Source organism: Ruegeria sp., from assembly GCF_965199275.1.
Taxonomy (GTDB): Bacteria; Pseudomonadota; Alphaproteobacteria; order Rhodobacterales; family Rhodobacteraceae; genus Ruegeria.
Map to the genome: position 1 here is coordinate 446014 of NZ_CBDAQX010000008.1, position 14639 is coordinate 460652.

Sequence of the window (14639 nt, forward strand, 5' to 3'; positions counted from 1 at the left end):
ACTATTCGGCAGGCTCGTCCGCTGCTTGCGTCTGAAGCTCGGCCACCAATTGCTTGAGGGCGCTGTTCTGCTCCGCCTCGAGATCGGCGACGGCATAGGTCTCAGCCACTGCGTCCTTGGACAGGACGACGCCTTTCGCCACAGTGCCCGGCGCACCAACCGGACCAAAATGTTCACCGTTCATCGAGAAGAACACCGAACCCGATGCCCCGGCCCGCAACAGCGGGGGTTCTTCGGTCAGCGGCACTTCGAAAACACTGCCCTGTTCAACCGTGCCCAGCGTGCCTTCGAAGATCACACTGCCATCGGCGGCCGTGACGCGCATCCACGCAGGGTTCACGGCGACAATTTTCAACGTCGTATCCAACTGCTCGACCACCTGCGGCAAGGCCGGTCGTTCAACCGTATGCAGTTCGGCCACCTGAACCTCAGGCAGTTCCGGCGGACGGAATGCGCCGACAGTCCGTGGATCAAGCGTGGAAATCGGAGCATCCCGTGCGACCATCACCGGAACATCCAGCGCTTGCGGGCGATAGAGGCGATCCAGTGCTTCGGTTGAAGCAGTCTCGACAGTTTCTGCGCTACGTGCCGCATCAAGGGGGTCGAGGTCCGACAGAACAACAGGTGCTTGCTCAACCGGGCTGACCTGCACCTGCTGGATCTTGTTCAGCACGGCCCAGCCGCCATAGCCAATACCGCCGATAACGGCCAGCAACACTAGGGACGAGCCAATCGCGCGTGGTTCAACCTGACTGACGAAGGATTCTTTACCAGGGATATAAGGCGTGTTCGGAGACACAAACGGATCCCGCCCCATCGGGCCGCGGGCCGGAAGATCTCCGGTCGGTTTGCGAACAACGGATGCTTCGGCTGACATGCCATGCGCGACCTCAAAGCCGCTTTCCTTGCAGAAGGCGGCAAAGGTCTCATCCGGGTTCATGCCTAGATACCGGGCGTAAGAACGCACATACCCGGCGATGAAGCCGGGTGTATCGAACGCATCAGGATCGGCGTTTTCGATAGCAGCGATGTAGTTGGCTTTGATCCGCAGCTCGCGCTGAACATCCAGAAGGGATTTGCCCATGGTGGCGCGTTCGCCGCGCATCTGATCACCAAGCCGTACTTCGTAGTCGTCAAACCCCTTTGGTCTGACTTCTACTCCTTCTTCGGAATCGCGCTGTGATCTGCGCCCAATCATTCCTGCCGCCCCATTTTGCCTGTCGCGTGTTTCACGCTAATGGCGAATCGTCCCCATAACGATTCGTCCACTTATTTTGTTAGCGTAAGCTTAACACGCGGCAAACACGTTGCACACTTTAGCGTGAGGTTAATGTCGCTAACACGCGATATGTCCGGTGTATGTAACATGCGATCTGTCCGGTTCTATTCTGTCTCTGAGAGGAGGCGTTATGAACCGAGCAGAAGTGTTACAGGAAGTTCGACTGATGAAGTTTGAAGATGTGTATTCGCGGCGAAGCGCGAACAAGCTGACGCAAGAACAGGCGGCTGAGATACTGGGTGTATCCGTGCGCACCGTCAGGCGTTGGGAGGATCGATTTGAGGCGGATGGTGCAGAAGGTCTGTACGACCGTCGGCTTGGCAAACTGGCCAACAATCGTGTTGCCACGGATAAGGTCATGGAGATGCTTGAACTGTTTGATACCAAGTACTGGGATTACACGCCGAAGCATTTCCACGAGAAGCTGGTGGCCCACCATGGTTTCACACAGAGCTACAACTGGGTGCGGCTTACACTGCAGCGCCACGGCCGGGTTCAGGCAGCACCCCGACGAGGTGCCCATCGGCGCAAGCGGCCCCGCCGTCCGATGGTTGGCATGATGTTGCATCAGGACGGCTCCAGCCATGAATGGGTTCCGGGTCAGTGGTGGGATCTGATCGTCACCATGGACGATGCCACCAACCGGGTTTATTCGGCATTCTTTGTCGAGGAAGAAGGGACGATGAGCAGTTTTCAGGGGCTGACAGAGGTGATCGAGGCGCAAGGTCTGTTTTGCTCGCTCTATGCCGATCGGGGCTCTCATTACTGGCATACGCCCGAAGCGGGCGGCAAAGTGGACAAGGACAATCTGACCCAGGTCGGGCGCGCCTTGCAGCAACTCGGCATTGAGCTGATCCCGGCCTATTCACCGCAGGCCCGTGGACGGTCTGAACGCATGTTTGGCACGTTCCAGAACCGATTGCCGCAGGAACTGCGGTCCCATGGGATCACAACCATTGAAGAGGCCAATCAGTTCCTGAAAGAGGTCTATCTTCCCGAACACAATGCCCTGTTTGCAAAGGAGCCGGAGGATACGACCTCGGCCTTCGTGCCGTTTACAGGCAATGTGCGCGACACCCTGTGTGTGCAGGAAGACCGCGTCGTCGGCAACGACAATACGGTGCGCTACAAGGGCTGTCGCTAACACGCGATATGTCCGGTGTATGTAACATGCGATCTGTCCGGTTCTATTCTGTCTCTGAGAGGAGGCGTTATGAACCGAGCAGAAGTGTTACAGGAAGTTCGACTGATGAAGTTTGAAGATGTGTATTCGCGGCGAAGCGCGAACAAGCTGACGCAAGAACAGGCGGCTGAGATACTGGGTGTATCCGTGCGCACCGTCAGGCGTTGGGAGGATCGATTTGAGGCGGATGGTGCAGAAGGTCTGTACGACCGTCGGCTTGGCAAACTGGCCAACAATCGTGTTGCCACGGATAAGGTCATGGAGATGCTTGAACTGTTTGATACCAAGTACTGGGATTACACGCCGAAGCATTTCCACGAGAAGCTGGTGGCCCACCATGGTTTCACACAGAGCTACAACTGGGTGCGGCTTACACTGCAGCGCCACGGCCGGGTTCAGGCAGCACCCCGACGAGGTGCCCATCGGCGCAAGCGGCCCCGCCGTCCGATGGTTGGCATGATGTTGCATCAGGACGGCTCCAGCCATGAATGGGTTCCGGGTCAGTGGTGGGATCTGATCGTCACCATGGACGATGCCACCAACCGGGTTTATTCGGCATTCTTTGTCGAGGAAGAAGGGACGATGAGCAGTTTTCAGGGGCTGACAGAGGTGATCGAGGCGCAAGGTCTGTTTTGCTCGCTCTATGCCGATCGGGGCTCTCATTACTGGCATACGCCCGAAGCGGGCGGCAAAGTGGACAAGGACAATCTGACCCAGGTCGGGCGCGCCTTGCAGCAACTCGGCATTGAGCTGATCCCGGCCTATTCACCGCAGGCCCGTGGACGGTCTGAACGCATGTTTGGCACGTTCCAGAACCGATTGCCGCAGGAACTGCGGTCCCATGGGATCACAACCATTGAAGAGGCCAATCAGTTCCTGAAAGAGGTCTATCTTCCCGAACACAATGCCCTGTTTGCAAAGGAGCCGGAGGATACGACCTCGGCCTTCGTGCCGTTTACAGGCAATGTGCGCGACACCCTGTGTGTGCAGGAAGACCGCGTCGTCGGCAACGACAATACGGTGCGCTACAAGGGCTGTCGCTAACACGCGATATGTCCGGTGTATGTAACATGCGATCTGTCCGGTTCTATTCTGTCTCTGAGAGGAGGCGTTATGAACCGAGCAGAAGTGTTACAGGAAGTTCGACTGATGAAGTTTGAAGATGTGTATTCGCGGCGAAGCGCGAACAAGCTGACGCAAGAACAGGCGGCTGAGATACTGGGTGTATCCGTGCGCACCGTCAGGCGTTGGGAGGATCGATTTGAGGCGGATGGTGCAGAAGGTCTGTACGACCGTCGGCTTGGCAAACTGGCCAACAATCGTGTTGCCACGGATAAGGTCATGGAGATGCTTGAACTGTTTGATACCAAGTACTGGGATTACACGCCGAAGCATTTCCACGAGAAGCTGGTGGCCCACCATGGTTTCACACAGAGCTACAACTGGGTGCGGCTTACACTGCAGCGCCACGGCCGGGTTCAGGCAGCACCCCGACGAGGTGCCCATCGGCGCAAGCGGCCCCGCCGTCCGATGGTTGGCATGATGTTGCATCAGGACGGCTCCAGCCATGAATGGGTTCCGGGTCAGTGGTGGGATCTGATCGTCACCATGGACGATGCCACCAACCGGGTTTATTCGGCATTCTTTGTCGAGGAAGAAGGGACGATGAGCAGTTTTCAGGGGCTGACAGAGGTGATCGAGGCGCAAGGTCTGTTTTGCTCGCTCTATGCCGATCGGGGCTCTCATTACTGGCATACGCCCGAAGCGGGCGGCAAAGTGGACAAGGACAATCTGACCCAGGTCGGGCGCGCCTTGCAGCAACTCGGCATTGAGCTGATCCCGGCCTATTCACCGCAGGCCCGTGGACGGTCTGAACGCATGTTTGGCACGTTCCAGAACCGATTGCCGCAGGAACTGCGGTCCCATGGGATCACAACCATTGAAGAGGCCAATCAGTTCCTGAAAGAGGTCTATCTTCCCGAACACAATGCCCTGTTTGCAAAGGAGCCGGAGGATACGACCTCGGCCTTCGTGCCGTTTACAGGCAATGTGCGCGACACCCTGTGTGTGCAGGAAGACCGCGTCGTCGGCAACGACAATACGGTGCGCTACAAGGGCCTGGTCATGCAGATCGCGGCAGACAGGCACCGTCATCATTTCGTCAAGGCGAAGGTCAGGGTCCACGAATACCCCGATGGTCAACTGGTCATCTTCCACGGCCCGAGATGCATTGGCCGCTACCAGCCTGACGGATCACCCATCACACAGGAGGATAGCAAACACAAAGTCGCGTGACCCGCTTCGACGTGGCGCGAACGCGGTGGCCCAAATCTACGGTCGCCTACGGCTCCCTCCGAATTGGGCCACCGCGCAATCAACTGAAGCGGACAATTGGCATGTTACCTACACCGGACAATTCAGAATGTTCTCGACAGATCATCTATGACACGCTCAAGAACGGCTGGGTCTTCGACGATTTTGCCGAATTTAAAATCAAACAAAATCAATGCCCTGCTTGACAATCATCATAGGAGACATCATGATCGACCTGTATTTCTGGCCAACCCCAAACGGTTGGAAAGCCTCCATCGCCCTGGAAGAGATGGAGCTGCCCTACAACACGCATCTGATCAATATCGGCAAGGGTGACCAGTTCGAACCGGAGTTCCTTAAGATCTCGCCCAATAACCGCATGCCCGCTATCGTCGATCCGGACGGCCCCGATGGTGCGCCGATCACGGTTTTCGAAAGCGGCGCGATCCTGATGTATCTGGCGCGCAAGACCGGCCGGTTTTATGGCACGACCGAACGGGACAGGGTTGCGGTAGAAGAGTGGCTGATGTGGCAGATGGGCGGCGTTGGTCCGATGGCGGGTCAGGCGCATCACTTCCTGAAATACGCCCCAAATCTGGAGCCTCCGCAGGACCTGCCCTATGCGAAAGACCGCTACCGGACCGAAGTCGCCCGGCTTTACGGCGTGCTGGATCGGCGTCTGGCCGAGAGCGAGTATGTCGCGGGTGATTTTTACTCGATCGCGGATATGTCGATCTGGGGTTGGGCGAGCCTTTGGGAAGGTCAGCAGCAGGTTCTGGACGATAAGCCTCACTTCGCCCGCTGGCTAGAGGCTGTGAGCGCCCGCCCGGGCGTGCAAGCCGGACGCGCCTTGTATGCAGAACTGCGCGGGGATCACAGCAGCAAGCAAGCGCAGAGTGTTCTGTTCAAGCGATAGCTGAGGCCAGTTCGCCAACATTCGAAGCCTACGCGAAAACGTCGGCCATGTTGCGAACAACCGGTTTCTGACGCGCCACTATAAGAGCGATACTTGTCAGGCCAAACACAATGAACGGCGCCATCAAAACGTTTTCAACCCACGGGTAAACTGAATCCCGCTCTGACAAGTCCTCGAACAGACGAGTGTGAAACAAAAAGGCCCGAGTTGTGAGCTTGGTGGCAAAAAGCGCGGACATAGCGACGCAGAACTGCAATGCGATGTTCCAAAGACTGATCGGCTTTTCGAAGTTCCTCACGCTGAGTTTCGATGTGCCAAGCAGAGTCGCGAATATCCACATTACGATACAAACTCCGACCGTGGTGGTCGTCGTCGGACTATTGAGGAATATGACAGACCCCAGAATTGCGCCAGCGATGACAAAGGCAAATGAACACGCAATCAGCCGGGCGGAATAGTGCACTTTTCGCAGCGTTCTGAACTGACCCCAAGGATCTTCATCACCCTCTGGCCAAATTGCACGAAAGGCCCCCAATACAGCAAGGCAACAGTACGAAGCGGCACACCCCAAAATGAAAAACGGCGCGACGTCGTTGGGCGCGACCCAAGAGATCAACGGGGCATCAAGGACGATAAATCCACTCAATATGACCAGAGCGGCGCCGCACAGGCATATCACGGCGTGAAACAGAACATATCCAACTGTACCGGGCGCAACCACGTGCTCCATCAGTCTCGGCACGGCTAAAAATGCCAGAATGAATGTCAGACCCGCAACGGGAAAATAGGCCTGAACGTCCAAATCAGTTCTGATGTTTCTATCAAGCTGCTGCATGAAAAACGAAATGGACAGGGCGATCACAATCAGAGTGATCACTACGGCAAATCTCCTGACTTCCGACCTTTTTGTTGATCTGACTGGGTTTTTGGTTTGTTTTCAGGTGTGGTTGCTCAGAGGCGCGTTGTAGTGCCCCATTATTATAAAAAGTATTGACATGGGCCTTCAGATGGCTAACCTCTTCGCCCATGTTCATCCGCACCAAACATGACGCAAAGCTCAACCGCACACGGATCCAGATCGTTGAATCCGTCCGCACCGGCTCCAAGGTACGCCAGAAGATCCTGCGCCATGTGGGTGTGGCCCATAACGACAGCGAGATTGAGGATATCAAGCGTCTGGCGGGCCGCTTGATGGAGCAATTACGCATTGATCGCTCGCCGCAAATGGAACTGTTCACGCCCACGGAATATGCCGATCTGCAGGCGCTGGTGCGCCGCGCTCCGCGGCCGGACAAGCTTGGCGTTGATCTTGCCGAGTGCCGTGAGGAGGCGCGGGTCTCTCTGGGTCTGCGGGATGTCATGGGGACGATGTATGACCAACTGGGTTGGGGGGCCCTTCTGGGGGCGGCGCGTAAAAGTGCCAATCGCATTGTGAAAGAGCTGGTTATGGCGCGGATCGCACAGCCCGAGAGCAAGCGCGCGACCGTGGAGGCGTTGGAGAACCAGGCAGGCATCACGCTCAATCTGGACGTGGTCTATCGGAGCATGGATTACATCAATACGCCGGTGATAGACGGGATTTGCAAAACCTCTCACGCGGCGGCAGAGAAGTTGCTGGGCGGGCCAGTGACCGTGCTGTTCTACGATTGCACGACCCTGGCCTTTGACACCGAGCGCGAGGACCCGGCCGAGGATGCGGACGGGGTCGAGCAGGATCATCTTCTGGCCAAGGGCTTCAGCAAGGATGGCAAGCATCACCGCGCTCAGGTCATGCTGGCGCTGATCGTCACCTCCGATGGGCTGCCTGTGGGCTATGAACTCTTCCCGGGAAACACCTGGGAAGGTCATACGCTGGAAGCTGCGCTGAAGGCGTTGGAGGGACGCTTCGACGTGGCCAGGGTCACGTTCGTGGCCGATGCCGCCATGCTCAGCAAGGACAACCAGCAGATGTTGCAGAACAAGGGTCTGCCCTACATCCTCGGCTATCGCATGAAGTCCGCCCCGGCCGCCGTGAAGGCGAACATTTTGAGCCCGGAGGGACGCCAGCCTTGGGCTGGACACGGTTCTGAAGAGGCAACCGAGAAGGGCTGGTACAAGGTGATCGACCAGGAGGGAGCGCGGGTCATTGTGACCTGGTCACCCACCCGGGCACGCAATGATGCCCACAAGCGCGACAAGGCAATCGAAAAGCTGCACAAGAAGCTCAAGCGCTCTCGCAAACCCGGCAGCTTCAGCAGCCGGGGATATGGCCGCTTCCTGGCCTTCCCCGACAGCGGGGACGTCACGCTGGATGATGCAAAGATCAAGGCAGCGGCACAATGGGACGGGCTGCATGCCATTGTTGTTCATGGTGCGGACGAACTGGAGGCACAGGACGTCATTGCCCGCTATCACCAGTTGTGGGAGATCGAAGCCTGCTTCCGCACCAACAAGCACGATCTGAAAATCCGGCCCATCTATCACTGGTCGCCGCGTCGGGTCCGGGCCCATATCGCCATCTGCTACATGGCCTTCTGCTGCCTGCAGCACCTGCGCAAGCATCTGGACCTGCTCGGACACCCGATGAGCCCGGCTCGTATCCGCAACGAGTTGAACGCATTGCAGCTCTCGATCCTGCGCCACAAAGGCACCCCTGACCGCTACGGCATGCCAAGCCATGCCACGGTCGATGCCAGACGCATCCTCACCTGCGTCGGCCTGACCTGGAACGAAGCCCCTTTCAAGATACCCCCCGGGCGCACCCGAAAAACTGGCCAGACCAAAGCCTGAGCTCCCTCAACACTCCGAAACAATCGCTGGCGAAAAAAGTCCGTGTAGTGCCTTTTGGCAACCAAGGCATAATAATATCAATGACTTATACGAAAAAATGTCGGAAGTCAGGAACATATCCAACTGTACCGGGCGCAACCACGTGCTCCATCAGTCTCGGCACGGCTAAAAATGCCAGAATGAATGTCAGACCCGCAACGGGAAAATAGGCCTGAACGTCCAAATCAGTTCTGATGTTTCTATCAAGCTGCTGCATGAAAAACGAAATGGACAGGGCGATCACAATCAGAGTGATCACTACGGCAAATCTCAACAACAAACGATGCGTGTGGAAAATAAATGAACTCATAGCTGCCGCGTAGTCAGGGAATTGGGCGAAACTAAGACCTTACGTTTTCTTTGAGCGCGACTAGTGGCGGTCGAATGGCAAGCATATAAGAATTGGAATTTTCAGGCCAACGCCCCCTCTCCCCGCACCAGCACATCCAGCATTCCCGAGATATCCTCGATCTCCTGACTTCCGACCTTTTTGTTGATCTGACTGGGTTTTTGGTTTGTTTTCAGGTGTGGTTGCTCAGAGGCGCGTTGTAGTGCCCTATTATTATAAAAAGTATTGACATGGGCCTTCAGATGGCTAACCTCTTCGCCCATGTTCATCCGCACCAAACATGACGCAAAGCTCAACCGCACACGGATCCAGATCGTTGAATCCGTCCGCACCGGCTCCAAGGTACGCCAGAAGATCCTGCGCCATGTGGGTGTGGCCCATAACGACAGCGAGATTGAGGATATCAAGCGTCTGGCGGGCCGCTTGATGGAGCAATTACGCATTGATCGCTCGCCGCAAATGGAACTGTTCACGCCCACGGAATATGCCGATCTGCAGGCGCTGGTGCGCCGCGCTCCGCGGCCGGACAAGCTTGGCGTTGATCTTGCCGAGTGCCGTGAGGAGGCGCGGGTCTCTCTGGGTCTGCGGGATGTCATGGGGACGATGTATGACCAACTGGGTTGGGGGGCCCTTCTGGGGGCGGCGCGTAAAAGTGCCAATCGCATTGTGAAAGAGCTGGTTATGGCGCGGATCGCACAGCCCGAGAGCAAGCGCGCGACCGTGGAGGCGTTGGAGAACCAGGCAGGCATCACGCTCAATCTGGACGTGGTCTATCGGAGCATGGATTACATCAATACGCCGGTGATAGACGGGATTTGCAAAACCTCTCACGCGGCGGCAGAGAAGTTGCTGGGCGGGCCAGTGACCGTGCTGTTCTACGATTGCACGACCCTGGCCTTTGACACCGAGCGCGAGGACCCGGCCGAGGATGCGGACGGGGTCGAGCAGGATCATCTTCTGGCCAAGGGCTTCAGCAAGGATGGCAAGCATCACCGCGCTCAGGTCATGCTGGCGCTGATCGTCACCTCCGATGGGCTGCCTGTGGGCTATGAACTCTTCCCGGGAAACACCTGGGAAGGTCATACGCTGGAAGCTGCGCTGAAGGCGTTGGAGGGACGCTTCGACGTGGCCAGGGTCACGTTCGTGGCCGATGCCGCCATGCTCAGCAAGGACAACCAGCAGATGTTGCAGAACAAGGGTCTGCCCTACATCCTCGGCTATCGCATGAAGTCCGCCCCGGCCGCCGTGAAGGCGAACATTTTGAGCCCGGAGGGACGCCAGCCTTGGGCTGGACACGGTTCTGAAGAGGCAACCGAGAAGGGCTGGTACAAGGTGATCGACCAGGAGGGAGCGCGGGTCATTGTGACCTGGTCACCCACCCGGGCACGCAATGATGCCCACAAGCGCGACAAGGCAATCGAAAAGCTGCACAAGAAGCTCAAGCGCTCTCGCAAACCCGGCAGCTTCAGCAGCCGGGGATATGGCCGCTTCCTGGCCTTCCCCGACAGCGGGGACGTCACGCTGGATGATGCAAAGATCAAGGCAGCGGCACAATGGGACGGGCTGCATGCCATTGTTGTTCATGGTGCGGACGAACTGGAGGCACAGGACGTCATTGCCCGCTATCACCAGTTGTGGGAGATCGAAGCCTGCTTCCGCACCAACAAGCACGATCTGAAAATCCGGCCCATCTATCACTGGTCGCCGCGTCGGGTCCGGGCCCATATCGCCATCTGCTACATGGCCTTCTGCTGCCTGCAGCACCTGCGCAAGCATCTGGACCTGCTCGGACACCCGATGAGCCCGGCTCGTATCCGCAACGAGTTGAACGCATTGCAGCTCTCGATCCTGCGCCACAAAGGCACCCCTGACCGCTACGGCATGCCAAGCCATGCCACGGTCGATGCCAGACGCATCCTCACCTGCGTCGGCCTGACCTGGAACGAAGCCCCTTTCAAGATACCCCCCGGGCGCACCCGAAAAACTGGCCAGACCAAAGCCTGAGCTCCCTCAACACTCCGAAACAATCGCTGGCGAAAAAAGTCCGTGTAGTGCCTTTTGGCAACCAAGGCATAATAATATCAATGACTTATACGAAAAAATGTCGGAAGTCAGGAAAGGCACCCCTGACCGCTACGGCATGCCAAGCCATGCCACGGTCGATGCCAGACGCATCCTCACCTGCGTCGGCCTGACCTGGAACGAAGCCCCTTTCAAGATACCCCCCGGGCGCACCCGAAAAACTGGCCAGACCAAAGCCTGAGCTCCCTCAACACTCCGAAACAATCGCTGGCGAAAAAAGTCCGTGTAGTGCCTTTTGGCAACCAAGGCATAATAATATCAATGACTTATACGAAAAAATGTCGGAAGTCAGGAACATATCCAACTGTACCGGGCGCAACCACGTGCTCCATCAGTCTCGGCACGGCTAAAAATGCCAGAATGAATGTCAGACCCGCAACGGGAAAATAGGCCTGAACGTCCAAATCAGTTCTGATGTTTCTATCAAGCTGCTGCATGAAAAACGAAATGGACAGGGCGATCACAATCAGAGTGATCACTACGGCAAATCTCAACAACAAACGATGCGTGTGGAAAATAAATGAACTCATAGCTGCCGCGTAGTCAGGGAATTGGGCGAAACTAAGACCTTACGTTTTCTTTGAGCGCGACTAGTGGCGGTCGAATGGCAAGCATATAAGAATTGGAATTTTCAGGCCAACGCCCCCTCTCCCCGCACCAGCACATCCAGCATTCCCGAGATATCCTCGATCTCTTCCGCAATTACATGGATCACGGCGTCGGCCTTCTGCATTCGGCCCGTGACCCTCAGCAACCGTCCCGATATCACCGCGCGACGGAATTGCTCGTAGATCTTGCGCCAAACCACGATGTTCACGATCCCCGTCTCATCCTCAAGCGTCAAAAAGATCACCCCTTTGGCGGTTCCGGGCCGCTGTCGCAGGATCACCAGACCCGCCACCGCCACCCGCGCGCCTTCGGGGGGCTGATCCAGCCGGTTGGCAGGCAAACAGGCAGGTGGGCGGGGCCAGGTTCGGTTTGAAACATCAGGACAAGTCGCGGCAACAAGCATGAGAACAAAAATAGAACAATCGCACAGAAAGTCCAGACGCGGCGCACAGAGTCGCAAATGAGGCTAGAAAGACCTAAATGCCTTGATTAAGGAAGAATTCGAACATCGCAAAAGGAAGACGCAAGCCATGGCAAAGATCACCTATGTCGAGCATAGCGGTACTGAACATACAGTCGACGTCGCCAATGGGCTGACCGTTATGGAAGGGGCCCGAGACAACAACATTCCCGGCATCGAGGCCGATTGCGGCGGCGCTTGCGCCTGCTCGACCTGCCACGTCTATATCCACCCCGACTGGGTCGAGAAAATCCCCGCCAAGGATGACATGGAAGAGGACATGCTGGACTTTGCCTATGAGCCCGACCCCGCCCGCTCGCGCCTGACCTGCCAGATAAAGGTCACGGAAGCACTGGACGGTCTGGTCGTGCAAATGCCAGAAAAACAGATCTGATGCCCTCCAAAGCGCCGCGTCTCCCCGCCTGCCCCTGGCACCGTCGGGCACGCGGCGCGACACTGATGTTGTGCCTGTGGCTGGCCGGCGTGGGCTCTGCCGCGGCATCAGAGGAAATCATCGACGCCCGATTTACCGAACCCACAACACGCTATGCCCATGGCGTATTGGGTGACGACGTGGAATACGGCGCATTGGAACTCCGGGTCGAAACGCGCGGTGCAGACAGCGCGCAAACGTTGCGGACGATACGCCTGCCCCGAGATCGGGTTTTCGAAGACCTTTCTCCGCGACTGGTGGACATGGACTCGGACGGAAAGCCCGAAGTAGCCGTGGTCGAGTCCCACGCTCAACTTGGCGCACAACTTGCAATCTACGACGCAAGCGGCACAAAGATCGCTGCCACCCCGCATATCGGAACCCGCTTCCGCTGGCTTGCCCCGATCGGAGCTGCCGACCTGGATGGTGATGGCTATACCGAGATCGCTTATATCGACCGCCCCCACCTCGCCAAAACCCTGCGCATCTGGCGCTACAAAGAGGGCGCGTTGGCCGAGATCGCCTCTTTGCCCAGTCTGACCAACCATCGCATTGGTGAAGACTACATCTCTGGCGGCCTGCGTGACTGCGGCGAGACGCCAGAACTGATCACAGCCAGCGCCGACTGGTCACGCATCATCAGCGTCACTTACAACAGAGGATGGACCACGTCAGACCTCGGCCCCTTCACTGGCCGCCAAAGCCTGAACCAAGCCTTAGAGTGCTGATCCGCTCTTCATCTGGCTAAAAATATCCTGGGGGGCGAGCAGCCCGAACGAAATCGTCCAGTGGACGATTTGGGCTGCGAGCGCACAAAGTGCCGGGAGGCCGCAGACAGAGGGGCAAAGCCCCCTGACCCACATCAAAGTCAAAGCGCCCGCCAGCCAATATCTCGGCGATAAAAGCCCTCGGGCCAATCCACCCCGTCAACCATGGCATAGGCCCGATCCCGCGCCTCTTGCAACGTCGCACCTCGGGCGGTGACATTCAGAACACGGCCGCCAACAGCTTGAATTTGTCCCTCAACCGCCTTTGTACCAGCGTGGAACACCATGTTGCTGCTGTCTTCAGGAAGTTTGTCCAAACCTTTGATAACCGAGCCTTTCTCATAAGCACCCGGATACCCGTTGGCTGCCATAACAACGGTCATCGCATGATCATCGGCCCAGTTCACGCGCGTCTCGTCCAAGCGTCCTTCGGCTGCGGCATGCATCAGGTCCATCGCTTGCGCGCCAAGACGCATCATCAAAACCTGACATTCGGGATCACCAAACCGGACGTTGTATTCCACCAAACGCGGCTGCCCGTCCTTGATCATCAGACCAGCGTAGAGAACCCCTTGGAACGGCGCGCCCCGGCGCTTCATCTCGGCCATGGTTGGGCGGATGATTTCATCCATCGCTCGCGCCTCAATCTCGGCGCTCAGAACCGGAGCCGGGGAATAGGCCCCCATCCCACCGGTGTTCAGACCTGTATCCCCCTCGCCCACGCGCTTGTGATCCTGCGCGGTGCCGATGGACAGGATGTTCTCTCCGTCGCAGAGAACGAACAGTGAGGCTTCTTCTCCGTCCATAAACTCTTCGATGACAACCTCGGCACCCGCCCCACCGAAGGCCCCGCCAAACATGTCGTCAATTGCGTCCAGAGCGGTCTGCTCGTCCATCGCCACAATCACGCCCTTGCCCGCCGCCAGACCATCAGCCTTGACCACGATCGGAGCGCCCTGCTCTTGGATGTAGGCCTTGGCGGGCGCGGCTTCGGTGAACCTTGCATAGGCGGCGGTAGGCGCGCCCGAGGCATCGCAAATCTCCTTGGTGAAACTTTTCGAGGCTTCCAATCGGGCCGCTTCGGCAGAGGGGCCAAACACCAGCACACCGGCTTCACGCAAGCGGTCGGCCACGCCAGCGGCCAAAGGCGCCTCGGGGCCAACAATCACGAAGTCAATCGCGTTGGCCTCGGCGAAATTGACAACCGCACCGCCATTCTCGATATCCAGCGACGCGCATTCGGCGATCTGGGCGATCCCGGCATTGCCTGGCGCAACGATCAGACGGTCGCATTTGGGGTTCTGCATCACCGCCCAAGCGAGGCTGTGTTCACGCCCACCGCTGCCGAGAATAAGAATGTTCATAAGGTCGTCTCCGATCTGCTTGGCCTCGCCTGCGCGGCATTCTAAGCTGGCACGGCATTTGACACAAGGCGCTGAA

At 57.5% G+C, this 14639-nt stretch carries 17 protein-coding genes; 9 read left to right on the forward strand and 8 right to left on the reverse strand.

Going from position 1 to position 14639, the window contains the following annotated elements:
• Position 1 precedes the first annotated feature (1 nt).
• A complete protein-coding gene (locus ACOERD_RS04410; RefSeq protein WP_419738173.1) occupies positions 2-1198 on the reverse strand; it encodes a helix-turn-helix domain-containing protein in 1197 nt (398 codons plus the stop codon).
• A gap of 211 nt (positions 1199-1409) precedes the next feature.
• Between ACOERD_RS04410 and ACOERD_RS04415 the strand changes: the two genes are divergently transcribed.
• The 4 genes from ACOERD_RS04415 (at position 1410) to ACOERD_RS04430 (ending at position 5691) form a co-directional block, all read left to right on the forward strand.
• Positions 1410-2423 (forward strand): ISNCY family transposase, encoded by a 1014-nt coding sequence (locus tag ACOERD_RS04415; protein ID WP_419738174.1) that lies wholly within the window; start codon positions 1410-1412, stop codon positions 2421-2423.
• Positions 2424-2492: 69 nt separating this feature from the next.
• Positions 2493-3506 carry an ISNCY family transposase gene (locus ACOERD_RS04420; protein ID WP_419738174.1) on the forward strand — a complete coding sequence of 338 codons (1014 nt, stop codon included), beginning with the start codon at positions 2493-2495 and terminating at the stop codon, positions 3504-3506.
• A 69-nt stretch (positions 3507-3575) separates the two neighbouring features.
• Positions 3576-4757: an ISNCY family transposase gene (locus ACOERD_RS04425; protein ID WP_419737631.1), complete on the forward strand. Its 1182-nt coding sequence runs from the start codon at positions 3576-3578 to the stop codon at positions 4755-4757.
• 244 nt (positions 4758-5001) lie between these two features.
• Complete coding sequence (locus ACOERD_RS04430) at positions 5002-5691, forward strand: glutathione S-transferase N-terminal domain-containing protein (protein ID WP_419738175.1); 690 nt, start codon at positions 5002-5004, stop codon at positions 5689-5691.
• Between the two features lie 28 nt (positions 5692-5719).
• Here the strand turns inward: ACOERD_RS04430 and ACOERD_RS04435 are convergent, their stop codons facing one another.
• On the reverse strand, positions 5720-6568 hold the full coding sequence (locus ACOERD_RS04435; RefSeq protein ID WP_419738176.1) for a hypothetical protein: 849 nt from the start codon (positions 6566-6568) through the stop codon (positions 5720-5722).
• Positions 6513-6725 carry a hypothetical protein gene (locus ACOERD_RS04440; RefSeq protein WP_419738177.1) on the reverse strand — a complete coding sequence of 71 codons (213 nt, stop codon included), beginning with the start codon at positions 6723-6725 and terminating at the stop codon, positions 6513-6515. Before ACOERD_RS04440 ends, ACOERD_RS04435 begins: the two co-directional genes overlap by 56 nt.
• On the opposite strand from ACOERD_RS04440, the gene ACOERD_RS04445 reads away from it, so the two are divergent.
• Positions 6718-8460: an IS1634 family transposase gene (locus tag ACOERD_RS04445; protein WP_419737624.1), complete on the forward strand. Its 1743-nt coding sequence runs from the start codon at positions 6718-6720 to the stop codon at positions 8458-8460. The genes ACOERD_RS04440 and ACOERD_RS04445 overlap by 8 nt on opposite strands.
• A gap of 85 nt (positions 8461-8545) precedes the next feature.
• On the opposite strand, the gene ACOERD_RS04450 is transcribed toward ACOERD_RS04445, so the two are convergent.
• Together ACOERD_RS04450 and ACOERD_RS04455 are read right to left on the reverse strand one after the other, a co-directional pair.
• Complete coding sequence (locus tag ACOERD_RS04450; RefSeq protein WP_419738178.1) at positions 8546-8809, reverse strand: hypothetical protein; 264 nt, start codon at positions 8807-8809, stop codon at positions 8546-8548.
• A 101-nt stretch (positions 8810-8910) separates the two neighbouring features.
• Positions 8911-9117, reverse strand: a complete 207-nt coding sequence (locus ACOERD_RS04455) for a hypothetical protein (protein ID WP_419738179.1) — start codon at positions 9115-9117, stop codon at positions 8911-8913.
• Here ACOERD_RS04455 and ACOERD_RS04460 point away from each other — a divergent pair.
• The gene (locus ACOERD_RS04460) at positions 9110-10852 is read left to right on the forward strand and encodes an IS1634 family transposase (RefSeq protein WP_419737624.1); all 1743 of its coding nucleotides are present in this window, start codon (positions 9110-9112) and stop codon (positions 10850-10852) included. The two genes, ACOERD_RS04455 and ACOERD_RS04460, sit on opposite strands and share 8 nt — an antisense overlap.
• Before the next feature lie 97 nt (positions 10853-10949).
• Positions 10950-11111, forward strand: coding sequence for a hypothetical protein (locus ACOERD_RS04465; protein WP_419738180.1), 162 nt, complete (start codon positions 10950-10952; stop codon positions 11109-11111).
• A gap of 85 nt (positions 11112-11196) precedes the next feature.
• Here the strand turns inward: ACOERD_RS04465 and ACOERD_RS04470 are convergent, their stop codons facing one another.
• Together ACOERD_RS04470 and ACOERD_RS04475 are read right to left on the reverse strand one after the other, a co-directional pair.
• Positions 11197-11460 (reverse strand): hypothetical protein, encoded by a 264-nt coding sequence (locus tag ACOERD_RS04470; protein WP_419738178.1) that lies wholly within the window; start codon positions 11458-11460, stop codon positions 11197-11199.
• A 101-nt stretch (positions 11461-11561) separates the two neighbouring features.
• Positions 11562-11942, reverse strand: coding sequence for an OB-fold nucleic acid binding domain-containing protein (locus ACOERD_RS04475; protein WP_170376367.1), 381 nt, complete (start codon positions 11940-11942; stop codon positions 11562-11564).
• Positions 11943-12069: 127 nt separating this feature from the next.
• Between ACOERD_RS04475 and ACOERD_RS04480 the strand changes: the two genes are divergently transcribed.
• Positions 12070-12393, forward strand: a complete 324-nt coding sequence (locus ACOERD_RS04480) for a 2Fe-2S iron-sulfur cluster-binding protein (protein ID WP_170677577.1) — start codon at positions 12070-12072, stop codon at positions 12391-12393.
• 65 nt (positions 12394-12458) lie between these two features.
• Entirely contained in the window at positions 12459-13160 is a 702-nt protein-coding gene (locus ACOERD_RS04485; RefSeq protein ID WP_419738181.1) for an FG-GAP repeat domain-containing protein, read from the forward strand.
• A 140-nt stretch (positions 13161-13300) separates the two neighbouring features.
• On the opposite strand, the gene purD is transcribed toward ACOERD_RS04485, so the two are convergent.
• A complete protein-coding gene (gene purD, locus ACOERD_RS04490) occupies positions 13301-14563 on the reverse strand; it encodes a phosphoribosylamine--glycine ligase (RefSeq protein WP_419738182.1) in 1263 nt (420 codons plus the stop codon).
• Between the last annotated feature and the right edge of the window lie 76 nt (positions 14564-14639).